This window comes from Nonomuraea sp. JJY05, assembly GCF_043496855.1.
Lineage (GTDB): Bacteria > Actinomycetota > Actinomycetes > Streptosporangiales > Streptosporangiaceae > Nonomuraea.
Window position 1 is genome coordinate 109983 of the sequence record NZ_JBIEIS010000028.1, and the last position, 21877, is coordinate 131859.

General features: G+C 71.0%; 25 protein-coding genes and 1 tRNA gene. 8 read left to right on the top strand and 18 right to left on the bottom strand.

Features of this window, described 5'->3' with window-relative positions; all coding sequences use genetic code 11:
* The first annotated feature begins 98 nt into the window (after positions 1 to 98).
* Together ACFKCF_RS37170 and ACFKCF_RS37175 are read left to right on the top strand one after the other, a co-directional pair.
* Positions 99 to 869, top strand: a complete 771-nt coding sequence (locus tag ACFKCF_RS37170; protein ID WP_364849249.1) for a SigB/SigF/SigG family RNA polymerase sigma factor — start codon at positions 99 to 101, stop codon at positions 867 to 869.
* Positions 870 to 884: 15 nt separating this feature from the next.
* Complete coding sequence (locus ACFKCF_RS37175; RefSeq protein WP_394499990.1) at positions 885 to 1298, top strand: ATP-binding protein; 414 nt, start codon at positions 885 to 887, stop codon at positions 1296 to 1298.
* A 98-nt stretch (positions 1299 to 1396) separates the two neighbouring features.
* Here ACFKCF_RS37175 and ACFKCF_RS37180 read toward each other — a convergent pair whose 3' ends face one another.
* The 4 genes from ACFKCF_RS37180 to ACFKCF_RS37195 form a co-directional block, all read right to left on the bottom strand.
* Positions 1397 to 1594 (bottom strand): hypothetical protein, encoded by a 198-nt coding sequence (locus ACFKCF_RS37180; RefSeq protein ID WP_394499991.1) that lies wholly within the window; start codon positions 1592 to 1594, stop codon positions 1397 to 1399.
* A gap of 6 nt (positions 1595 to 1600) precedes the next feature.
* Positions 1601 to 2395, bottom strand: a complete 795-nt coding sequence (locus ACFKCF_RS37185) for a hypothetical protein (RefSeq protein ID WP_394499992.1) — start codon at positions 2393 to 2395, stop codon at positions 1601 to 1603.
* Entirely contained in the window at positions 2392 to 2937 is a 546-nt protein-coding gene (locus tag ACFKCF_RS37190) for a hypothetical protein (RefSeq protein ID WP_394499993.1), read from the bottom strand. Before ACFKCF_RS37190 ends, ACFKCF_RS37185 begins: the two co-directional genes overlap by 4 nt.
* A 70-nt stretch (positions 2938 to 3007) precedes the next feature.
* Positions 3008 to 3433 carry a helix-turn-helix domain-containing protein gene (locus tag ACFKCF_RS37195; protein WP_394499994.1) on the bottom strand — a complete coding sequence of 142 codons (426 nt, stop codon included), beginning with the start codon at positions 3431 to 3433 and terminating at the stop codon, positions 3008 to 3010.
* 95 nt (positions 3434 to 3528) lie between these two features.
* Between ACFKCF_RS37195 and ACFKCF_RS37200 the strand changes: the two genes are divergently transcribed.
* Both ACFKCF_RS37200 and ACFKCF_RS37205 read left to right on the top strand, forming a co-directional pair.
* Positions 3529 to 3602 (top strand) — tRNA-Pro (locus ACFKCF_RS37200).
* A gap of 309 nt (positions 3603 to 3911) precedes the next feature.
* Positions 3912 to 5186 (top strand): ABC transporter substrate-binding protein, encoded by a 1275-nt coding sequence (locus tag ACFKCF_RS37205; protein ID WP_394499995.1) that lies wholly within the window; start codon positions 3912 to 3914, stop codon positions 5184 to 5186.
* A 28-nt stretch (positions 5187 to 5214) separates the two neighbouring features.
* Here ACFKCF_RS37205 and ACFKCF_RS37210 read toward each other — a convergent pair whose 3' ends face one another.
* Together ACFKCF_RS37210 and ACFKCF_RS37215 are read right to left on the bottom strand one after the other, a co-directional pair.
* Entirely contained in the window at positions 5215 to 6240 is a 1026-nt protein-coding gene (locus ACFKCF_RS37210) for a DUF418 domain-containing protein (protein WP_394499996.1), read from the bottom strand.
* Between the two features lie 276 nt (positions 6241 to 6516).
* Positions 6517 to 7371, bottom strand: coding sequence for an NAD-dependent epimerase/dehydratase family protein (locus ACFKCF_RS37215; protein ID WP_394499997.1), 855 nt, complete (start codon positions 7369 to 7371; stop codon positions 6517 to 6519).
* An 89-nt stretch (positions 7372 to 7460) separates the two neighbouring features.
* On the opposite strand from ACFKCF_RS37215, the gene ACFKCF_RS37220 reads away from it, so the two are divergent.
* On the top strand, positions 7461 to 7961 hold the full coding sequence (locus tag ACFKCF_RS37220; RefSeq protein WP_394499998.1) for a MarR family winged helix-turn-helix transcriptional regulator: 501 nt from the start codon (positions 7461 to 7463) through the stop codon (positions 7959 to 7961).
* 299 nt (positions 7962 to 8260) lie between these two features.
* Here the strand turns inward: ACFKCF_RS37220 and ACFKCF_RS37225 are convergent, their stop codons facing one another.
* Complete coding sequence (locus tag ACFKCF_RS37225) at positions 8261 to 9007, bottom strand: lysophospholipid acyltransferase family protein (RefSeq protein WP_394499999.1); 747 nt, start codon at positions 9005 to 9007, stop codon at positions 8261 to 8263.
* Positions 9008 to 9025: 18 nt separating this feature from the next.
* On the bottom strand, positions 9026 to 10192 hold the full coding sequence (locus ACFKCF_RS37230) for a cytochrome P450 (RefSeq protein WP_394500000.1): 1167 nt from the start codon (positions 10190 to 10192) through the stop codon (positions 9026 to 9028).
* Between the two features lie 54 nt (positions 10193 to 10246).
* Between ACFKCF_RS37230 and dhaK the strand changes: the two genes are divergently transcribed.
* From dhaK to ACFKCF_RS37245, 3 genes are read left to right on the top strand one after another with little or no spacing between them, the layout of a single operon-like run.
* Entirely contained in the window at positions 10247 to 11227 is a 981-nt protein-coding gene (dhaK, locus tag ACFKCF_RS37235; RefSeq protein ID WP_394500001.1) for a dihydroxyacetone kinase subunit DhaK, read from the top strand.
* Positions 11227 to 11844, top strand: a complete 618-nt coding sequence (gene dhaL / locus ACFKCF_RS37240; RefSeq protein ID WP_394500002.1) for a dihydroxyacetone kinase subunit DhaL — start codon at positions 11227 to 11229, stop codon at positions 11842 to 11844. Before dhaK ends, dhaL begins: the two co-directional genes overlap by 1 nt.
* A 43-nt stretch (positions 11845 to 11887) precedes the next feature.
* Positions 11888 to 12262: a PTS-dependent dihydroxyacetone kinase phosphotransferase subunit DhaM gene (locus tag ACFKCF_RS37245; RefSeq protein ID WP_185073166.1), complete on the top strand. Its 375-nt coding sequence runs from the start codon at positions 11888 to 11890 to the stop codon at positions 12260 to 12262.
* 60 nt (positions 12263 to 12322) lie between these two features.
* Here the strand turns inward: ACFKCF_RS37245 and ACFKCF_RS37250 are convergent, their stop codons facing one another.
* From ACFKCF_RS37250 to ACFKCF_RS37295, 10 genes are all read right to left on the bottom strand, one after another.
* Positions 12323 to 14017, bottom strand: coding sequence for a thiamine pyrophosphate-binding protein (locus ACFKCF_RS37250; protein WP_394500003.1), 1695 nt, complete (start codon positions 14015 to 14017; stop codon positions 12323 to 12325).
* Positions 14014 to 14787, bottom strand: coding sequence for a cyclase family protein (locus tag ACFKCF_RS37255; RefSeq protein WP_394500004.1), 774 nt, complete (start codon positions 14785 to 14787; stop codon positions 14014 to 14016). Before ACFKCF_RS37255 ends, ACFKCF_RS37250 begins: the two co-directional genes overlap by 4 nt.
* Positions 14733 to 14948, bottom strand: coding sequence for a PT domain-containing protein (locus ACFKCF_RS37260; protein WP_394500005.1), 216 nt, complete (start codon positions 14946 to 14948; stop codon positions 14733 to 14735). Before ACFKCF_RS37260 ends, ACFKCF_RS37255 begins: the two co-directional genes overlap by 55 nt.
* Positions 14949 to 14967: 19 nt before the next feature.
* The gene (locus ACFKCF_RS37265) at positions 14968 to 15780 is read right to left on the bottom strand and encodes a carbohydrate ABC transporter permease (protein WP_394500007.1); all 813 of its coding nucleotides are present in this window, start codon (positions 15778 to 15780) and stop codon (positions 14968 to 14970) included.
* Positions 15777 to 16688 (bottom strand): carbohydrate ABC transporter permease, encoded by a 912-nt coding sequence (locus ACFKCF_RS37270; protein WP_394500008.1) that lies wholly within the window; start codon positions 16686 to 16688, stop codon positions 15777 to 15779. Before ACFKCF_RS37270 ends, ACFKCF_RS37265 begins: the two co-directional genes overlap by 4 nt.
* The gene (locus tag ACFKCF_RS37275; protein WP_394500009.1) at positions 16685 to 17965 is read right to left on the bottom strand and encodes an ABC transporter substrate-binding protein; all 1281 of its coding nucleotides are present in this window, start codon (positions 17963 to 17965) and stop codon (positions 16685 to 16687) included. Before ACFKCF_RS37275 ends, ACFKCF_RS37270 begins: the two co-directional genes overlap by 4 nt.
* Entirely contained in the window at positions 17962 to 19251 is a 1290-nt protein-coding gene (locus tag ACFKCF_RS37280) for an alpha-glucosidase/alpha-galactosidase (protein ID WP_394500010.1), read from the bottom strand. Before ACFKCF_RS37280 ends, ACFKCF_RS37275 begins: the two co-directional genes overlap by 4 nt.
* On the bottom strand, positions 19248 to 20162 hold the full coding sequence (locus ACFKCF_RS37285; RefSeq protein ID WP_394500011.1) for a carbohydrate kinase family protein: 915 nt from the start codon (positions 20160 to 20162) through the stop codon (positions 19248 to 19250). The genes ACFKCF_RS37280 and ACFKCF_RS37285 overlap by 4 nt, the downstream gene beginning before the upstream one ends.
* Positions 20152 to 21018, bottom strand: a complete 867-nt coding sequence (locus tag ACFKCF_RS37290) for an endo alpha-1,4 polygalactosaminidase (protein WP_394500012.1) — start codon at positions 21016 to 21018, stop codon at positions 20152 to 20154. The genes ACFKCF_RS37285 and ACFKCF_RS37290 overlap by 11 nt, the downstream gene beginning before the upstream one ends.
* Before the next feature lie 212 nt (positions 21019 to 21230).
* Positions 21231 to 21857, bottom strand: a complete 627-nt coding sequence (locus tag ACFKCF_RS37295; protein WP_394500013.1) for a hypothetical protein — start codon at positions 21855 to 21857, stop codon at positions 21231 to 21233.
* Between the last annotated feature and the right edge of the window lie 20 nt (positions 21858 to 21877).

The following is a 21877-nucleotide window of genomic DNA, read 5'->3' on the forward strand; positions in this document are numbered from 1 at the left end:
CCAGCAGCGGGCTTTCGTCTCGAGAGTTGAGCGAGGCGTGCCTCTGCCTGGGCTTTTTTGCTGGTGGAGGGCGCCTGCGACCCATAAGAGGAGCAGCGATGGCTGTGCAGGAATACGTCCTCGAGGAGATGACAGCGGAAGAACTTCTGGCCGAAATGGTCCGGGAAGAGACCCTCGACAGTCACAGAGAGCGACTGCGGGAGCGCATCGTCGAGATGCACCGGCCGCTCGCCATGGAGATCGCCCGGCGCTACCGCTACCGCGGCGAGCCCCTGGAGGATCTTCTCCAGGCCGCGTACGTCGGCCTGATGAAGGCCGTCAACGGCTTCGACCCGACCCTCGGCCACGCGTTCAGGGGCTACGCGGTCGTCACGATGACCGGCGAGGTCAAGCGCCACTTCCGCGACCGTACCTGGGCCATCCGGGTACCGCGCCTCTACCAGGAGCGCCGCTCCGAGCTCAACCGGCTGGTCGCCGACCTCAGCCAGGACCTCGGCAGGTCGCCCACCGTGGCCGAGCTGGCCGCCAAGATGAACATCAGCGAGGAGGACGTCCTGCTGACGCTCGACGCCTCCGCCGCCTACAGCACCCTGTCGCTCGACGCGCCGCTCGGCACCGACGACGACGCCGCCTCCCTCGGCGACGTCATCCCCGAAGACGACGACACGCTGAGCACCATGGTCGACAGGGAGGCCGTCAAGCCGCTCATCGACGCACTGCCCTCCCGCGAGAAGCACATCCTGCTGCTACGGTTCTTCGGCAACATGACGCAGGCCGAGATCGCCGCCGAGTTCGGCATCTCCCAGATGCACGTCTCACGTATCCTCCGCAAGGTTCTCGACCAGCTGCGCTCCGAGCTGGTCGGCTGAGAAGAAGGTCGCCGGGTGAACGAGGACACCGAGCCTCAGTCGGGCTACACGAGCCCGCCGCCCGGCGCGCCCGTGAAAGAGCTCCGCTTCCGGCTGCCGGACCTGCCGCAGGTCCGGCAGTTCGCTGAGGACGAGGCCCGCGACGCCGGCATGCCCGAGGACGTCATCGGGGACTTCGTCATCGCGGTCAACGAGGTGGCCACCAACGCCGTCACCCATGGCGCCGACCGGGCCGCCATGCGTACCTGGACGGTGAGCGGCGACCTGATCGTGGAGGTGCACGACGAGGGCGCCTGGAAGCCCGGGCCCAGACCGGGCGCGGTGGGCGGGATGGGGCTGTGGGTGGCCCGCCTGGTGTCGTCGGACCTGACCGTACGGGTCGGCAACGGCGGCAGCACGGTCATCATGCGCTTCCCCGGGAAGGAGTGACGGGAGGCCGCCGTCCTCGGCGACCTCCCGTTCCCGGCCTCACCGGTTGGGGCCTTTACCGGCGGGCCCTTGGCTTCTGCCTTATCTGCGTGCCCGGCCTATCTGCGTGCCCGGCCACGCCAGTTGCTGTAGCCGGTACGGATACCGGCCGTGCCGACGCCTGCCTGATGCAGCGCCAGCAGCGTCAGGCCCAGCAGGACGAACGTCATGCCGGAGAGCCCGCCGGGGATCCGGGCGCCGACCAGGTCGAGCAGGAACCCCAGTCCGAAGATGATCGCTGCGACCACCGCGAGCATGTCAGGTCACCTCTTTCCCCAGGTCTGTAGGTGGGTCTGGGTCTCGGTCCGGCGGTTGGAGAGGGCGAGCAGGCTTTCCAGGACGTTCCTGTAGTCGCGCAGCGCCAGGCGCATCTGCTCGGTGTCGGCCGCCTCGGTGTCCTTCCAGCGGTCGCGCAGGCCGTTCGTGCGGTTGGTGAGGCTGCTGGTGAGGGCGTCCACGACCTCGCCGACCAGCCCGTCGGCGCGCCGCACGGCCTCGCCGGGGTCGTCGACGAACGACGCCTGCAGGTCGCGCCAGCGAGCCTGGACCTGGTCCGGGTCCTGGTCGAAGAGGACGACGTCCTCGGGGGCGGCGTGCGCGGGGACCTCGCCCGGCTCGGTCTCCGGACCGCTCTGCATGTCCTCGCCGGTCCTGGCGTAGGGGTCGCGGTACGCGCCGTCGTCGTACTCGGCCGCGGTCGATGTCACGGCGCCGGGCACGGCGGCGGTCGGTGTCACGGCGCCGGGCACGGCGGCGGCGTACTCGTCGCCGGCGCGCGGGCTGTGCCTGTCCGGCTCGTCGTCGTCCGCCACATGGTCGTCGTCCCCCGCGACACGGACGTCGCCCGGGACGTGATCGCCCGGAACACGGTCGTCGTCCGGGACCTGGTGGTCGCCCGCGACATGGGGAGAGTCGTCGTCGGCGAGCTTGCGGTCATCCGCGTACTCGCCGGGGCGCTCACCTGGGAACTCGTCATCGCGGAGGTGCTCATCGCGATGAGCGCGCTCCTCCTCGCTGCCACTCCTTGGGGTGCTGGGGGTGCTCATGTGCTCGTTCACCGTCCTCGTGTGGTCTCCTGCAGCAGTTCCTCGAACAGCGCGCGGTAGTGCACCATGGCCTGCCGCAGTTCTTCCGTGGAGGCCTCCTTCCTGGCCGCCCGCCCGCTGATCTCGTGGGCCGTCCGGTAGTGGTCGAGAGTCTTCGCGTGGCCCACCGACAGGGTGGACAGGCGCTCCTCGTAGTTCTCCGTCGGGTAGCCCCGTTCCGCCATGACCGCGGTGACCAGCTGGTCGGCCTCGGTCACCGCGAACCCCGGTGCGTCGACGAAGCGCTCCTGCACCTCGGTCCACTGGTTCGCGTAGGTGTCGCGCGACTCTTCCGTCAGGGGATGGATGTCGAGCTCCGCATGCCGGCGCTCCCGGTCGAGCAGCTCCTGCTCGGCCTCGTGGCGGTTGTCATGCTCGGCGACTATGCGTTCGTACTCGGGGCCGAAACGTTCGCGGAGATGGTCGCGACGCCTCTGCTGCATCACGAGATAGCCCACAGCGACGAGCGCCACCACCACGACCGCGACGACGGCCACCCAGATCAAGGTGGTCATGTTGTTCGCCTCCGGTCTCTTTGTTGAGACCAGCGACTGCCCTCGAACAGGTGGGTCGAAACTTACCGGTTCAGTGGGCTTCCAGTGCCTCCCTGGCCGCGGCCAGCACGGCTGCGACATGTGAGCCGGTTGGTGCGGCGGGGACCTCGCTGAACCCTTCAGCGGCGTCGTACCGCACGTCGAGCCCCGCGTCGACGAGCCGTTGAGCCCACCGCAGAGCCGTGTTCAGCCGCTCCGCCGAGGGCGGCTTCCCCTGCGCGGCCGCCGACAGATTACGCAGATTGGTGGCGGGACCGGACTGGGAGTGCTCGCGAGCCAGCTTCCACGGCACGGCCCGGCTGTGGTCGAGCATCGCCTTGGCCAGCCCGGCGGCCCGCTTGGCCTGCAGCACCCCGGACTCGCTGACCCCGAAGTGCGCGGCCAGCTCCTGCACGCTCATCCCCTCGGCCACCAACCTGGCCAGCTCTCGCCGATCGATGGTCGGCTTCCGCCCCACTCGGCCACCTCCGCCCCAGCTCTCCGTGTACGCGTGCACCTCCGATGTGCGCTAAGGTTATGACGTCCCGCTCCGCAGGGAGCGGCCGACACGACCGGGACGTAGCGCAGCTTGGTAGCGCACTTGACTGGGGGTCAAGGGGTCGCAGGTTCAAATCCTGTCGTCCCGACTGGTCACGCACGTCAGGGCCTTGATTCACATGGTGAGTCGGGGCCCTTTCTGCTTTCTCGCCACAAGATTGAGGCCGTCGGCTTCCTCTGCCTCAACGGGCTACCCACGATTTCACCGCCCCGGTACCCTTGCAAGATTCTTTGACTCCAGTGGAGGTCGTCGTGGGCTCCGATGCTCGCCATGCCGATCAGCGCGCTCGGGCGGAGCTTCGACTTCTTCCTGGCCGGACGGAAGTGACTGATCCGTGGAGTGACCGCCCCAGGACCTGAGCAGGTCCTGCACCCCTCAACCCCCGGGAGGTAGAGCCGTGGGCTCTGGCAAGAAGACGTGGACGGCAGCGTTGCTGGCCACTGCTGTGCTGGTGATCACTGCGGCCTGCGGCAGCGAAGGCGCCGACGGTGAGATCAAGTTGCGTTTCTCCTACTGGGGCAGCGACGCACGGCAGAAGATGACGCAAGAGGCGATCAAGAAGTTCGAAGCGAAGAACCCGGACATCGACATCGAGGAGGAGTTCTCCGGCTTCGGCAGCTACTATGACACGCTGGCCACGAAGGTCGCGAGCGACCAGACGCCTGACGTCATCACCCTGGAGATCCGCGGCCTGCGGGAATACGCCGAACGCGGCACGCTCGCCGACCTGTCCAGCGCGGTCGACACCGCCGACATCGACGGCAAGGTGCTGGCCACCGGCGCCATCGACGGCAAGCAGTTCGCCATCCCCACCGGCGTCAACGCCTGGTCCCTGGTCGTAGACCCGAAGGCGGTCAAGGACGCGGGGCAGCAACTGCCCGACGACACCGCGTGGACCTGGGACGAGTACGTCGACCTGGCGGCGCGGATCACTGCGAGGACCGGCGGCAAGGTCTACGGCACGCAGCAGGCCTTCAACCCGGCGTTCCTGCAGATCTTCGCCGCTCAGCGGGGCGAGTCCCTCTACAAGGGCAACAAGATCGGCGTCTCGCCGGAGACGCTCAAGGCGTGGTGGGCCATCCACCAGAAGCTGATCAAGACCAAGGGTTCTCCTGACGCCGCCAAGAGCATCGAGCTCGGCACCCAGGGCGAGGACCGGTCGCTGTTCGCCACCCGCAACGGCGCGATGGGGATGTGGTGGAGCAACCAGCTCGGCTCGATCAACAAGGCGGCCGGCGGCAAGGAGGTGGACCTGCTGCGGATGCCGAAGGCGCAGGGCGCCGCCGCGGGCGGCATGTTCCTCCAGCCCGCGATGTTCTACACCGCCTCGGCGAAGTCTCAGCACCAGGCCGCGGCGGCCAAGTTCATCGACTTCATGATCAACGACCCGGAGGCGGGCGCGATCATCCTCAGTGACCGCGGCCTGCCGGCCAGCTCCAAGGTGCTGGCGGCGGTCAGGGACAGGCTTCCGCAGAGCGACAAGAAGACGCTGGCCTTCCTCGACGAGATCAGGGGCGAGCTCACGGACCCGCCCGCCGTCCCGCCGAAGCGCGCCAGCGCCATCGAGGCCGTTGTCACGCGGTACACGAACGAGGTTCTGTACGAGCGGATGACGCCTGACGAGGCCGCCCAGAAGCTCATCACGGAGGCCAACGCCCTCATCGCAGGCTAGCTGGGCGGTCGCCGTCACCAGGTCCGGCCTATGTGGGGATGCGCAGGGCTGAGCGGTGGGCCCAGGTGGCCCACCGCCAGAGCCACTCGATGGGGCCCTGCCGGTAACGGCGCAGCCAGAGACTGGAGAACAGCCACTGGGCCGCGAGGATGGCTCCCGCGGCCAGGTACGCCACCTGCAAGGATTGGCCGATCGGCAGACCGAGGATGCGAGCGGCCACCAGAACGAGGAGGGTGGCGGTCAGGTAATTGGTCAGCGCCATCCGGCCCAGCGGCGCGAAGACGGCCGACAGCGCCGGTCGCAGCGGCGTTCTGAGCAGGACCAGCAGGGTGCACACGTACGCACCGGCGAGCAGCAGGTCGGCCAGGCCGGACGTGAAGGACGGCATGCCCGCCCCGGCTTGCACGCCGCCCCGCACCCACATGGCAGCGGCCGCCCCCGCCGCGAAGGCCAGGCCCATCAGGAGCGGCCCTCGGGCGGACCGCTCGATCTTTTCGATCATCCCGTAGCGGACCAGCGCCGAGCCTGCCAGGAACAGCCCGCCGATCATCAGGGGCCCGCCGCCCCCGCCGCCGATCAGCGCCCCCGCCACGAGCGCCGGGGCGAGGCCGGCCACGGCCCATCGCGGCAGCCAGGTCGAGGGCAGCAGCACCAGCAAGCCGACGACGGCGTAGGAGGTGAGGATCTCGGCCCGCCACAGCTGCATGTGCACCAGGCCGATCGCGAGCAGCGCCAGGAGCCGGCGCAGCAGGACGAGCCGTGGGCGGGGGGCGCGGCTCGCGGCGGAGTCCAGCAGCAGCGAGAACCCGATGCCGAACAGCAGGGAGAAGATCGGGAGTCCGAGCCACGGATCCCAGTCCCCCATGGGCTGGGTCATGACGGCGCTGTCGCCGTTGGCTATCAGCTGGATGTTGGCGAGCAGGATCTCGCACAGCGTGAACCCGCGCAGGACGTCGAGCGCGGCGACACGGGGCCGGCCGGGGGAGGTCATCGCGGGGCTTCCCCCGGTCGTCGTCTCGGCGCGGGTGGAGGGCGTGTGATCTTGATAGGGCATGCACCTCATCCTGGGGATGAGGCCCGGTACGGACATCGACCACCGGTTGGGGCTCGCGGTCCGCGACGGTACTTTCGGCCGATTCCGCCCTGGCGATCACCGTGGGGGTGCGGTGGGGGATCCGGGCGACCCCGAGATGGCCGCCGTGACCAGGCCGGCGGCCAGAAGCAGCGGAGTGGCACGGCAGGGCCCCGACGAGCCCGGCGTCACGGACACCTGGCACGGCCGGGGCAACCGTGGCCATCGGCGTCGACCCGCCATGAACGGGAGAGCGCGTCAGGCGTAGGAGCCCTCGACGAGATCGGCGACGATACCGGGACGGGAGGGCTGCCAGCCGAGCGTTTCGCGGGTACGGGTCGCGCTGACGCGCTGGCTGAGCGCCAGGGCCTGCGCGAAGCCCTCCCCGAGCTCCTGCGCGGCCTCCTCGACAGGCCAGGGCTCGGCCGCCTCCTTGACCCCCGCCGACCTGGCCGCCGCCTGGGCCACGACGCCGACGGGCACCGCCTCCTCGCTGATGGCGTGGTAGACGGCCGCGTCCCCCTTCTCCACGGCGGCCACGATCAGCTCGGCCGCATCGTCCACGTGCACGAAGGTCCACGTCGGCGCCGTGCCGTCCGCCGTCACGTACACACCGGTCCCGCGCCGCGCGGCCTGAGCCTTCAGCAGCGCCGGGATGCCCGTGCCGCGCCCGTGGACGACGCCGGGACGCACCACGGAGCCCCCGCCGTCGATCACCAGCCGCTCCACCTTGTCCCGGTACGCCACCAGGGGGATCGGGTTGGCCGGGCTGTCCTCGTCGGCGCCGTCGGTCTCGCCGAGCACCCAGACGCCGCTGACATAGACGACCTTCTTGGCCGATCCGGCGAGCACGCCGATCGTGGCCAGGTCGATCTCCTGCTCGCCGACCAACTGACCGGCGTGCACGATCGCGTCGAGGTCCGCGGTGATCGCCTTCTCCAGCGCGGCGGCGTCCGCGAGATCCCCGTACCGTACGTCGGCCACGCCCGGCACCCGCCTGTCCCCCTCCGCCGCCGGCCGTAGGTAGGCCGCCACCTCATGCCCCTGCGCGACCAGCCGCTCCACCAGGGCGCCGCCGATGTACCCCGTCGCGCCCAGCACCAGTACCTTCATGGTCCCACCTCAAAACTTCGACATTGAACATTTCCATGTAGGACGATAACCGATGACATCGAACATTTCAATGTCGTACGATTGCCGCCATGGGAGATGCAGTCGACGCGATCCTCGGGCAGTGGGCACGCACCCGGCCCGACGTGGACGTGTCCCCGATGGGCGTAGTCGGCCGGGTGTCGCGGGCCTCGCGGCTCCTGGAGCGGGGGGTCAAGGAGTTCCTGGTCGAGCAGGGGCTGGAGGCGTGGGAGTTCGACATGCTGGCCACCCTGCTCAGGAACGACGCCGACTCCATGTGCATGAAGGACCTGTCGGCCGCGGCCATGGTCAGCCCCGGCGCGCTCACCAACCGCATGGACCACCTGGTGGAGCGGGGACTGGTCGACCGCTGGCCGGCGCCGGACAACCGCCGCATGACGCTCGTGGCGCTGACGGACGAAGGCCGGCGGGTGGCCAACGACGTCCTGGAACGTCATGCGGCCAACGAGGCCCGGCTCCTGTCCAGCCTCTCCCCCACCGACCGCGACACCCTGGCCGGCCTCCTGCGCAAACTCCTCGTCTCCCTGGGCGACACCGGCCACCCGGCGTAGAGCGCTTCCCGGGGTGCGGCTCACCGCAGGTTGGGCGACACCGGCCGCCCGGCGTAGAGCATTGCCCCGGGGTGCGGCTCACCGCAGGTCGCGAACGACCCGGGTGCCGGCGAGACGGTCGCGCAGAGTGCCGCCCGTGCCGTGTGAGCGGGAGTGGTGCCCGTTGTGCGGCAAGCACGTCGCCTGGCTGGACGGCACCTCCAGCTCCCGGCACCGGCCGAGGCGTGGACGAGCCCGATCCTGCTGCGTTCACTGAACGCCGTCGCGGTCGGGCCCGGCAGATCCTCCTGGGGACCGGTCTACTCCTTCTTGGCGCGGGCCTCGGCCTCGGCGGCGTCCATGGCCTCCGCCTCCTCCGGCGTCGGAGCCGTGCCGCCCAGGTGGGCGGGCTGCCACCAGACCCCCGGCGGCACCTCCGGGTAGGTGCGCTGCGCCTGGTCCACCAGCTCCGACATCCGCTTGTGCAGGTCGGCGGTGTGGTCGTTGACGTTCTCGCCGCGCTTGGGGTACATCGGCTCGCCCACCAGGATGGTCAGCGGGACGTGCCGTTGCGTGAGCTTGCGGGGCCGGCCCTTGGTCCAGAAGCGCTGGCTGCCCCACAGCGCGACGGGGATGAGGGGCACGTTGGTGGCCTGGGCCATGCGGATGGCGCCGTTCTTGATCTCCTTGACGGTGAACGACCGGCTGATCGTCGCCTCCGCGAAGACCCCGACGACCTCGCCGGCCTTCAGCATGCGCAGGGCCGTGGCGTACGAGCCCGCGCCCGCCCCCCGGTCCACCGGGATGTGGTGCATGCCGCGCATCAGCGGCCCGGAGATCCGGTGGTCGAACACGTCCTGCTTGGCCATGAAGCGCACCAGCCGCCGCGAGGGCAGCGCGGCGAACCCCGCGAAGATGAAGTCGAGGTAACTGATGTGGTTGCTCACCAGCACCGCTCCCCCGGTCTGCGGCACGTGCTCCGTACCCTCCATGTGGAACCGTACGTCGAGCACGCGAAACAGGGTCCGCGCGGCGGCGATCACCGGCGGGTACACGATCTCAGCCATGACCAGAAGGTAGCCTACTCAGGCGGGTGCCACGATAGTCGGGAGCCGGACCATCCCGCGTACGTTGCCATGCGAGATGCGCCGGATGCCGTCCTGGTCGATCTCGTACGAGGGCGAGACGGCCTTGATGAGCTCCTCCAGCGCCACCCGGGCCTCCAGCCGGGCGAGCGGGCCGCCGAGGCAGTAGTGGCGGCCGACGCCGAAGCTGATGGACCTGGAGGTGTCGCGGCCCAGGTCGTAGACGTCGGGGTCGGGGAAGACCGACTCGTCCCTGTCGGCGGAGCCGATCAGGATCCACACCTTGGCGTCGGCGGGGAGCTGGACGCCGTGCCACTCGGCGGGCTTGGTGAGGCGGCGGGCGATGCCGTGCGCCGGGGTGTCGTACCGCAGCGACTCCTCCACCCACTGTGTGATCGCCCCGCCGAAGGCGGCGGCGCGCTGGCCGGGGTTGCGCCACGCCCAGTACCAGGCGGCGCTCAGCAGGTGGGTCGTGGTCTCCGAGCCCGCCCCGATCAGCAGGAACAGGAACGCCACGATCTCCTCGGGGCTCAGCCCGCCGTCGGCGACGAGCGCCGAGACGAGGTCGTCGCGGGGAGTGGCCCTGCGGTCGGCGACGATCGAGGCGTAGTAGTCGCCGAGGGACAGGATGCTCTTGAGCCCCGTGTCCGCCATCTTGCCCTGGGGGTCATACCTCACGAGGATGTCGGACCTGCGGCGGACGTCCGCGCGGTCGGAGGGCGGCACGCCCACCAGCTCGGAGATCACGTCGAGCGGCAGCTTGGCCGCGAAGTCGCGGGCGAAGTCGAACGTCCCGCGCTCGACGCCCTCCTCGATGTAGCCCCGCGCGATCTGCCTGATCATGGGTTCGAGGGCGGCCACCCGGCGCGGGGTGAAGGCCCGCGAGACGATGGCCCGCATGCGGGTGTGGTCCGGCGGGTCCATGGCCACGAACGACAGGTACGTACGCGCCTGCGGCCCCCACGCGGCCGGGTCGAGCACGGGGCCGTGGTCGCTGGACAGCAGGGTGCTGTCGCCGAGCGCGGCGGACACGTCGGCGTGCCGCGACAGTGCCCAGAAGTCGTGCTCGGCATTGTGATAGAGCGGCGCTTCCCGTCGTAACCACGCGTAGACGGGGTACGGGTCGTTGTTGACCGCCGGGTCATAGGGGTTGTAGACGACGTCCACCCCGCCCACGCTACGACGCTTGCGCCCTCGTGAAAATGGGCAGATCTTCTCACCATGAAGAAGCTCATCAACACGGCCGACTCCGTCGTTGAGGACGCGCTGAACGGCATGGCCGCGGCCCACCCCTCGCTGCGGGTGCGCGACCGGGTGGTCTACCGGGCCGAGGGACCGCGGCCGGGCAAGGTCGGCCTGGTCTCGGGCGGCGGCTCGGGGCATGAGCCGCTGCACGCCGGTTTCGTCGGGTACGGCATGCTCGACGCGGCCTGCCCCGGCGAGGTCTTCACCTCACCGGTGCCCGACCAGATCATCGACGCGACCAGGGCGGTCGACGGCGGCGCCGGGGTCCTGCACATCGTCAAGAACTACACCGGCGACGTGCTGAACTTCGAGATGGCCGCCGAGCTGATCGAGGGCGTCGAGGTGGCCAGCGTGCTGGTCGACGACGACGTGGCCGTACAGGACTCCCTCTACACGGCGGGCCGGCGCGGCACCGGGGCCACGGTGTTCGTGGAGAAGCTGGCGGGCGCGCTGGCCGAGCAGGGCGCGCCGCTGGCCCAGATCGCCGCGGTGGCGGGCGAGGTGGACGAGCGCAGCAGGTCGTTCGGCATCGCCCTGACCTCCTGTACGACGCCGCACGCGGGCAAGCCGACGTTCGACCTGCCGGAGACGGACGTGGAGCTGGGCATCGGCATCCACGGCGAGCCGGGGCGGGCCCGCGTGCCGATGGTGTCGGCGCGCGAGCTGGCCGGGATCGCCATGGAGGCCATCCACCGCGACCTGCCGCTCCGCGGCGACCTGCTGGTCATGGTCAACGGCATGGGCGGCACGCCGCTCATGGAGCTGTACGTGGTGTTCGCGGAGGTCGCGGCCTTCGCCAGGGGCAAGGGCGCCCGGGTGTCGCGCTCGCTCGTCGGCAACTACGTGACCAGCCTCGACATGCAGGGCTTCTCCGTGTCGATCTGCCTGCTCGACGACGTGCTCACCCGCCTGTGGGACGCGCCGGTCGAGACGCCGGGGCTGCGCTGGGGGCGCTGATGGACACCGACGTGTTCGTGGCCTGGTTCGAGGAGGCGGCCAGGCTGGTGCACCACGACCGCGACCGGCTGACCCGCCTGGACGCGGCGATCGGCGACGCCGACCACGGCACGAATCTCGACCGCGGCCTCACCGAGGTCCGCAAGACGCTGGCCGAGTCGCCGCCGGGCACTCCCGGGGAGGTGCTGGCCGCGGCGGGCGCGACGCTGATCCGCCGCGTCGGGGGCGCCTCAGGGCCGCTGTACGGGTCGGTGTTCCGGCAGATGGGCAAGTCGCTGGAGTCGCCGGTGACGCTGGCCGGGTTCTCGGCGGCGTTCGAGGCGGGGGTGGTCGCGCTCGAACGGCTGGGCAAGGCCGCGCTGGGCGACAAGACCATGGTGGACGCGCTGGTCCCGGCCTCCCGGGCGCTCGCCCTGGCCGTACGCGACGGGATCGGGGTGAAGGAGGCGTTCGAGCGGGCGGCCAGGGCCGCCGAGGAGGGGTCGAAGGCCACGATCCCGATGCAGGCGCGCAAGGGCCGGGCCAGCTACCTGGGCGAGCGCAGCATCGGGCACGAGGATCCGGGGGCGGCGTCGGCGGCCCTGTTCATGGCGGCCCTGGCGTCGGTGGTGGCGTGATGAGCGGCCCCGTTGACGATGTGGTCACCCTCGGAGCCGGGTGATGGTGGGGCTGGTGCTCGTCTCGCACAGCGCGGGGCTGGCGGCGGAGGCGGCGGCGCTGGCCCGCGGGATCGCCGGCGCCGACGCGCCCGTGGCGGCCGCCGGGGGCACGGAGGACGGCGGGCTTGGCACGAGCCTGGACCTCATCGAGGCGGCGCTGCGCAGCGTCGACCAGGGCGACGGGGTGGTGCTCATCCCCGACCTGGGCAGTTCGGTGCTGACCGCCCGCCTGCTGGAGGAGGACGGCCGGGTGGTGGTGGCGGACGTGCCGTTCGTGGAGGGGGCGATCGCCGCGGCGGTGGCGGCGGGCGCGGGCGTGCCGCTGGCCGACGTTCTGGAGGCGGCCGAGGAGGCCCGCACCTACCGCAAGCTGTGAGCTCCATCCACCGCAAGCTGTGAGCTCAGAGGGCGCCGGCGCCTGCCGCGAGCTGTGAGCTCAGTGGCCCTTGAAGGCCTCCTCCAGCCACCAGGAGCCGTGCTCCGCCGTGACCTTGGCGTGCACCAGGAGCGGCCGGTCGCGGGGCCCGGCCACCCATTCGGCCACGCCCGCCAGGTCGCCGGGCCCGCCGACGGTGACGGCGGCGAAGCCGTGGCCCCGGGCGATGGCGGCGAGGTCGGCCGCTGGGAACGTGACCGTCCCGAGCGGGTGCCCGTGCGGCCCGAAGTGATGGACCTCGGCCCCGTACGCCTCGTCGTCGTACACCACGATCACCATGGGCAGGCCGAGCCGGACGACGGTCTCCAGCTCCGCGCTGCCCATGAGCGCGCCGCCGTCGCCGAGCGCGGCCACCGGCAGCCGGTCCGGCCGGGCCACCGCGGCGCCGATCGCCGTCGCCAGGCCCAGCCCGATCGACTGGAACGCCTGCGTGAAGCAGAACCCACCCTCATCCGGGACATCCATAAACATCGACGGATATCCCATGAAATTTCCGGAATCGATGGCGACGATCCGCTCCCGCGGCAAGAGGTCGTCCAGCCCGATGCTGAGCGTCCGGGGGTCGATCCTGCCGCCGCCGCTCTCGTCCTCGTACGGCACGTCCCGCCAGCGCCCCTCGGCCCGCACGCGGGCGGCGATCTCCGGCGACCGATAACCCGGGCGGGACGCGACCTGAGCGGCCAGTGCCTCCGCGACGCGCGCCACGTCACCCGCCACGCCCAGGTCGGCGGGCACGTGGGTCTTGAACGCCGCCGGGTCGAGATCGACCTTCACGACCTTCGCCCCCGGCGAGACGAGCGTGCCGTGGCGGGTGGTCCACATGTTCAGCGCGCATCCCCAGGCGACGACCAGGTCGGCGCCGCGGATCAGCTCGGCGGCCAGCGGCGTCGCGAAGCCGCCGCTCACGTCGAGGTCCCACGGGCTGCCGCGGAACAGCCCCTTCGCGACCGCCGAGGTGGCCAGCAGGGCGCCCGCGAGGTCGGCCAGCTCCTCCAGCTCCCGCCGCGCGTGCCGGGCGCCGCGCCCCGCGATGAACACCGGCCGCTCGGCCGCGCCGAGCACCCGCGCCAGCTCCGCCGCCGCACCCGCCGAGATACCCCCGGAGGCACCGGCCGAAGCACCCCCTGAAGCACTGGCCGAAGCGCCCGCCGAAGAGTCCGCCGCGGGAACCGCCGAGGCGAGCGCGGGCGGCGTCACGTCGACGGTGCCCTCGAAGGGGGCGGCCTGGACGTCGAGCGGCAGGTTCAGCAGAACCGTGCGCCGCTCCTCCACCGCCACCCGGTACGCCTCGACCGCCCGCGACACCGCCTCCCGCGGCGAGGCGACGCGCATCGCCACCGCTCCCACCGCCGTCGCGAGCGCGGCCTGGTCGATGTGGAAGTTGGACTGGACCTCCGTGGCCTCCCCCGCCAGCACGATGAGCGGCGTGCGGCTCTTGGCCGCCTCGGTGAGACCGGTCAGGGCGTTGGTGAGACCGGGCCCCTGGTGCACCGACACGACGCCGGCCCGGCCGCTCATCCGCGCGTACGCGTCGGCCATGGTGGCGGCTCCGCCCTCGTGGCGGGCGGCGACGAAGCGCACGCCGCCCGCCACCAGGGCGTTGGTCACGTGGAAGTTGCCGCTGCCGACCACCCCGAAGGCGGTCCCGACGCCGCACGCGGCCAGGGCCCGCCCCACGGCCTCCGCGACGATCAACGTTCCACCAGGGCCAGCACGCGCACGGGGCTGCCGGAGCCGCCCACGATGGGCAGCGGCGGCGCGACCACGACGGCGCCGGTCACGGGCAGCCGGTCGAGGTTGCGCAGCTGGGTCAGGCCGTACTTGCCCGCCCCCAGCAGGAAGGAGTGGCACGGGAAGGCCGGGTCGAAGGAGTGGGCGGCGCCCGCGTCGGTGCCGACGGTCTCCACGCCGATCCCCGCGATCGGGGTCTCGGAGGCCAGCCATCTGGCGCACTCCACCGAGATGCCGGGCGTGTGGGGGCCGGAGGAGTCGGCGTTCAGGAAGGCCGCCTGGTCGCCGGAGCGGGTGTCCCAGCCGGTGCGGTAGAGCAACCAGCCGCCGTCGGGCAGCGGGCCGTTGGCGCGTTCCCACTCCTTGACATGGTCGATCTGCAGGAGGAAGTCGGCGTCCTTGGACGCCTCGGCGGCGAAGTCGAGAACGACGGCGGGCGCGATGAGGCTGCGCACGGGCACCTGGGAGACGTCCTGGCCGTCGCGGGCGGTGACCCAGTGGACGGGGGCGTCGAAGTGGGTGCCGGTGTGCTCGCCGGTGTGGATGTCGTTCCAGTACCAGGCGGGGCCGCGGTCGTCGTAGCGGCTGATCTCCTCCAGGCGGAACGGGATCGTGTTGCCGAACGGCTCGGGCAACTGGAGGATCGGCGTCTCGGACGAGAGGGGCGCCGTGAGGTCGATCACCTCGATCGCCCCGCTGCGCAGGCTGTCAACGAGGCTCTGCAACACCGACATGTCATCCTCCCAGTGGGCTGTGCGGTGGGCTGTGCGGTGGGCTGTGCGGTGGGCTGTGCGGTGGGCTGTGCGGTGGGCTGTGCGGTGGGCTGTGCGGTGGGCTGTGCGGTGGGCTGTGCGGTGGGCTGTGCGGTGGGCTGTGCGCATCCTCCTACGCACACCCCACCACTGCCAACAACCTCAGCCCTTGAGTCCGCTGAAGCTCATCGTGGCCACGAAGTGCCGCTGCGCCAGGACGAACGCGAGCACGAGCGGCAGCACCGCGATCACGTTGCCGGCCATGAGCGCCGACCACTCGGTGTGCCGGGCGCCGGCGAAGGTGGCCAGCCCGAGCTGCAGCGTGTAGCCCGACTCCGACGAGATCGCGATGAGCGGCCAGATCAGATCGTTCCAGGCGCCGAGCAGCGTGAACACCACCAGCGTGGCCAGCGCGGGCCGGGCCAGCGGCAGCACCACGCGGAAGAAGACGCCCAGGCGGGAGCAGCCGTCGATGACGGCGGCCTCCTCCAGCTCCTTGGGCAGCGACAGGAAGAACTGCCGCATGAGGAACACCCCGAACGCCGACGCCAGCCACGGCACGATGGCCGCCCCCAGCGTGTCGATCAGCCCCATGTTCTTGAACAGCAGGAACGTCGGGATCATCAGCACCTGGGTCGGCACCATGATGGTGGCCATGACCGCCGCGAAGGCGACCCCGCGGCCGCGGAACTCGATCCGGGCGAAGCCGTACCCGGCCAGGGAGCAGAGCACCACGTGCCCGAGCACCGCCGCCCCGGCCACGATCATCGTGTTGGCCAGCCAGAGCGGGTACTCGTCCTCGGTGAAGATGCGCCTGAACCCGTCCAGCGTGAAGTGCTCGGGCCAGAGCTTGGGCGGGTAGGTGTTGATGTCGGCGTCCGGCATGAACGCGGTCAGCGCCATCCACACCAGCGGCGCCACGAACAGCAGCGCGAGCGGCATCAGGAAGAGATGGGCGAGGCTGCGGCGCGTCACTTCGCACCCCTCCACAGGACCGCGCCCGACACGGCGAGCGTCACGATGAACAGGACGTAGGCGATGGCCGTGCCGTAGCCGGAGTGGAAGAGCTGGAACGCCTGCCGGTAGAGGTAGAACACGATGGTCGTCGTGGAGTCGAGCGGCTGGCCCTTGGTGGTGGTGTAGACGAGGTCGAACAGCTGCAGCGCGGTGATCGTCTGCCAGATCAGCAGGAAGACCGTGGCCGGGCGCAGCTGCGGCAGCACGACGTGGCGCAGGACGTGCCGCCCGGCGCCGCCGTCCACCCGGGCCGCCTCGATCAGCATGCGCGGGATGTCCTGCAGGGCGGCCAGGTAGACGACGGCGGGCATGCCCACGCCGCCCCAGAGCGAGATCGCGACCAGGGTGAGCATCGCCTGGTCGGGGTCCTGCAGGAACCCCATCGCGGGCAGGCCGAGCGCCTTCAGCCCGGCGTTGACGATGCCGAAGTCGGGGTCGAAGACGAAGTTCGACAGGATGCCCGTGGCGGCGGCGGAGACGACGTACGGGACGAAGAAGCACGTGCGGTAGAACCCGATGAGCCGGATCTTGAGGTTGAGCGCGAGCGCCAGTGCCAGCCCGAGCACCACCGAGCCGGGCACGAACAGCACGGTGTAGAGGAGCGTGTGCCCGGCCGCCGCGGCCAGCTCGGCGTCGCCGAACATGTCGCGGTAGTTCGCCAGCCCGACGTAGTCGCCGCCGGTGAGCAGGTCGCCGTCCCGCAGCGAGAGCAGCAGCGCCCACACCGCGGGGAACAGGCTGAGCCCGACGATCACGAGCGTCGCGGGGAACACGAAGCCCCACCCGGTCAGCTGGGGCGCCAACCGGCTCCGCCGCGCGGGCGGCGCGCTCACCCGCGCCGCCCCGCTCATCGTCGGGGCTGTCATCGCGAGCGCCCCAGCACCGCGTCGGCCTCGGTCGCGGCCTTGGTGAGGACCTGCTGCGCGGGCGTGCCGCCGACCAGCGACTGGGCGATCGCGTCGCCGACCTTCTCGGAGAACTCCGGGTACGCCGGCAGGGGCGGCCTGGCCTGCTTGGCGTTCTCGAGGTTCGCGGTGAAGACGTCGATGCCGGGGAAGTCCTTGACGAACTTCTGGTACGCCGGCAGCGCGGTCGTGGCCTTGCGCAGCGGCAGGTTGCCCAGGCCGAGCGACCAGCGGGCGTCCTGCTCCGGCCGGGTGAGCCAGGTGAGGAACTCCGCGGCGGCCTTGGCCCGGCGCGAGCCGTTGTCGAACACGACCCAGTTGTCCGGCCCGGCGACCGTCTCGTGGTTGCCGTTGTAGCCGGGCAGCACCTGCACGCCGTAGGAGATCTTGTGGTCGATGATGTCCAGCAGCGCGTACGGCGCCGCCGCGATCATCCCGATCTTGCCGCTCTGGAACAGCGGCAGGAACTTCTCACCATTTTGATCGAGATATACGGACTTATCCTGCTGGGCCATGGCGCTCCACAGGTCGAGCGCCTGCGCCGCCTGCGGCGTGTTGAACGCCGACTTCTTGCCGTCCGGCGTCAGGATCGAGCCGCCCTGCTGCCAGATCATCGGCCAGAACCGCCACACGGTGTCCTCGAGGCCGGTCACGGGGTACGCGGTGCCGTACACGCCGCCGCCGGTCAGCTTCTTCGCCGTGGCCCGGAAGTCGTCCCAGGTCCAGTCCTTGGACGGGTACGGCAGCCCCGCCGCGTCGAACAGCTTCTTGTTGTAGATGACGGCCAGGTTGTCGACCAGGGCCGGGATGCCGACGACCTTGCCGTTCACCTCCGACACGGCCCGCTCCGACGGCCAGAAGTCGTCCCACCCGAACCCGGAGGCCTTCACGGTGGCGGCCAGGTCGTACACCTTGGGGTTGCGCGCCAGGTGCGGCATCCACGTGCCGTACATGTACGCGATGTCAGGCGCCTTGCCGCCGGCCAGCACCGCCTGGACCTTCTGCAGCATGTCGTCCACGTTCGTGGACCCGACGGCGGGCGTGATCTTCACGTCCGGGTGGGCCTTGGAGTACTCGGCGGCCAGCTCCTCGATGACCTTGGCCTGCAGCTCCGTCTGGCCGTGCCACCAGGTGATCTCGACCGGGCCCGAAGCGTCCTCGGAGGAGGAGCCGCAGGCCGTCAGCAGCCCGGTGACCAGGACGAGCGCCGCCATCCCTGTCACGACCGGGCCCTTCATGACCGGCTCCTGAGAGACTCCGGCATCAGCTCGCCGTGGGCCTCGATCAGCGCGCCGCACAGCTCGTCGATCTGCTCGACGGTGAGGGTGGCGGCCGTGTTCGGGTCGGCCATCATGGCGTGCCGGACGTGCTCGGGCCGCCCCTCGGTGACGGCGCGCACGGTCAGCTCGTTGACGCTGACGTAGGCGCGGTTGAGCGCCGCGCACTGCGCGGGCAGGTCGCCGACGGCCGTCGGGCGGACGCCGAGCGCGTCGGCCACGCACGGCACCTCCACCACGCAGCCGTCCGGCAGGTTCGCGACCAGGCCCCTGTTCTGGACGTTCCCGTAGACGACCCGGCTCGTGCCGGTGGTGACGCTGTGGATGATCTGCGGGGCGTATTCCATGGTCCCCTCCACGGTGATCGGCCGGCCCGCTCTCAGTGCGTCGCGGGTGGCCTCGTACTGGCGCACGTTCTCCTCGCTGATGCCGATGTACGCGCCCACGGGGATCCGCAGGCGCTCGATCTCGCTCTCGTCGCGCAGGTACCAGGGCACGTACTCGGCAGAGTGCTCGCTCGTCTCGGTCGGGTAGTGGCCGAGCCTGCGGTACATGTCCACGCGCACCCGGCGCAGCAGGCCGGGATCGCGCTCGATGGCCTCGTCCAGGCGCGGGTAGAGGTCCTGGCCGCCGGACTCGAAGCGCAGCATCCACGACTGGTGGTTGACGCCCGCCGCGAGGTACGACACCTCCTCCAGCGGCACCCCGACCAGCTCGGCCAGGTCGTGGGCGGTCCAGTAGATGGAGTGGCAGAGCCCGACGACGTTGCGCACGGGGGTGGCGGCGGCCAGGTACCAGACGTTCATGGCCATCGGGTTGGTGTAGTTGAGCAGCCACGCGTCCGGGCACACCTCGGCCATGGCCCGCCCGATCCGGTCGAGCGCCGGGAAGGTGCGCAGGGCGCGGAAGATGCCGCCCACGCCGATGGTGTCGGCGATCGTCTGGCGCAGCCCGTACCGCGCGGGCACCTCGAAGTCGACGCGGGTGGCGTCGATCATGCCGACCTGGATCATGTTGATCGCGAAGTCGGCGCCTTCGAGGGCCCGGCGCAGGTCGAGGTGGGCGGAGATCTTGACGGGCCGCCCGGCCGCGATGACGCGGGCGGCGGCCTCGGCGGTGTCCAGCCGCTCGGGGTGGATGTCGTGCAGCGCCACCTCGAACTCCCCCAGATCGGGGAAGGCGACCAGGTCCGCCAGCAGCCCTTGGGTGAACTCGACGCTCCCGGCGCCGAGAAAGACGATTTTCATAGCTCCTTCCAGGTGGGCTGGGCGGCGGTGCCGCCGGCGGCCTGGGTAGAAAGGGATCCGCAGGTCACGGCCACGCGCAGGCATTCGCGCAGGCTCATCCCGCGCAGCCGGGCGGCCAGGAAGCCGGCGTTGAAGCTGTCGCCGGCGCCGACGGTGTCCACCGGCTCGACGGGGGCGGCGGGGGCCCGGGTCAGCTCGCCCGCCTGCCACGCCAGCGCGCCCTCGCCGCCGTCCTTGACGACCACGGCGGGCCCGAGCCCGCCGATCCGGGCCGCCGCGGCCTCGATGCATTCGGGATCGGTGTCGAAGAGCCGGGCCGCGACGGCCCGCGCCTCGGCGGCGTTCGGGAGGAACACGTCCACCTCGGCCAGCACCTCCCCGAGCCCCTGCCACTCTCCGGCGGGGTCGTCGTTGGTGTCCAGCGAGGTGGTCGCGCCCGCGCGCCGCTCCTCCGCCAGGAAGCCCGGCAGGCCGGACGCGAGCCCCGGTTGCAGGAAATATGACGACACGTGGACGTGGCGGGCCGCGCCGCGCGGCAGGTCCTCCACGCTCAGGTACGGCAGGCAGCCCGGCGAGGTGAGGATGGCCCGGTCCGCCCCGTCGGCCAGCACCACGGTCATGGCCGTGGGCCGGGAGTCGATCACGCAGCGGGAGACGTCCACGCCCCGGCCGGCCAGGGCGTCCAGCACGAAGCGCCCGGCGGCGTCGTCACCCACGCGCCCGGCGAACGCGGTCCGCACGCCCAGCCGGGCCGCCCCGCACGCGGTGATCGCGCCGGACCCGCCGAGCACCAGGTCGCCGCCGGAGACGAGCTGTTCACGCTGGCCGTACGCCAACCCGCGCGGCACCCCGGAGAGCACCACGTCGGGGTTGGCGTCACCGACGACCAGCAGGTCGAAGTCACGCGCCACGGCAGGGCACGCGGTAGGCGTCGAGCTCGTACTTCTTCTTCAGCGAGTTGAAGTTCTGAGCGTTGGACCTGGCGCAGAAGGCCGAGGTGGCCAGGTTGTACTCGACGTTGAACACGGCCTTGCCCGCCTTGACGAACTGGTCGTACCCGTAGTCGTCGTTCTGCGCGGTGGTGCACTCGGAGTGCTCCCAGCACTCCTCGTTCACCGCGAAGTCGAAGTACGGCAGCAGCGCCGGGATCTGCTCCACGTCGTTCTTGAGCGCGACCGACAGCCCTCGCTTGTGGGCCTCGTTGGCGAACCAGGTGTTGTAGGCGAGCTGGTCGCCGGCCTTGAGCGGGAAGCCGCTGCCGTTCGCGTAGCCGTCGACGTTGTCGGGCTCCACGGCGTCGAACCCGGCGGCCTTGCACATGTCGAGCCGGGCCTTCATGATCTGGCCGAGCTTGCCGGTGTACTTGCGGATGTCGAGCCAGCGCTCGCCCGGCCAGTCCTCAAGCGGCTTGCCGAGCACCTCGGTGGCGAACTGGCTCGCGTCGGGGCGCCAGTCCTCGTACGTGCCCGCGCTGATGTAGCAGACGACGCCGCGGCCCGGCTTGTCGGCCTTGAGCGACTTGACGATGGCGCCGTCCTTGGCGGCGAAGCCGTCGATATCGAACATCTGCACGTTCGGGTACGGCTTGGCCGGCAGGGAGGAGAGCTGCCACTGCCAGGAGGTGTTCAGCGCGGGCTTCCAGCAGCCGTCGCAGGCGACGGGGGCGGGCAACGCCCTGGCTTCAGCAGCGGGTGCGGTGACGAGGGCGGTGGCGGCCAGGGCGGCCGCGGAGATCACAGCAGGGATCAGGGCAGGGAGACGACGCACAGGCACTCCTCGCGAACGGATCGGGTTCGGATTTGTGGCGCTGCGCACTGTTCCGCACTCTCCGAGTCGCGTCCTGGCCGGGGACGCCGGAGTGGCGTGGCCCATAACCGTAGGGCGTCACGCCAGCACGCTCCAGGCGTGCCTCCCTTCTTACTTGCCGCACAGAATTGCGCATTCCTGCTCTTTTGTCCAGGGTTTGACGCACAAAAGCGTCATGCCCTGATCCACTCCGCGCATCCGGCGGTCCTGAACGCCTTGTCCGTGGCCAGGACGGTGACGCTGACCGGGCCCGTCGGCATGCCGCTCGCGATCTCGCCCCCCGTGGCGCTCCTCAGCCTGGCCCAGTAGCACATGGGGATTCCCCCGGTCGGGCCCGCCGTGCGGTAGGTGCCCGGCTGGATGTCCGTGCCCACGACGAGCGTCCGCATGGACACGGAGTTGAAGGCGGGACTGCTCCCGGTCCCCCCGCTCGGCTGACCGGTCTGGCCGGGCGCCGTCTGGCCGGGCTGGGTGGCGCCCGGCTGGGTGGCCGGCGGCTGCGTTCCCTGGGGCGGCGTTCCCTGGGGCTGCGTGGGCTGTGTGGGTTGCGTGGGCTGTGTGGGCTGGACCGGCGATGACGGGCCCGTGCCGGTGTCCCCCGACTCCGGGGGCTGCGTGTCCTCGACCGTGACCGTGACCCGGGGGGCGGGCTCCGCGGACGGCGTGGCCGCGCCGTACCCCACGAAGACCCCCAGCAGGAACCCGAGCAGCGCGGCGAGCCCGGACACGAGCACGATGATCGTCGGACTGCTCGTCGCGCGCGGATACTCAGGCGGATATTCAGGAGGCCCGTACATCACGGACCAAGGGTGCCATCCCT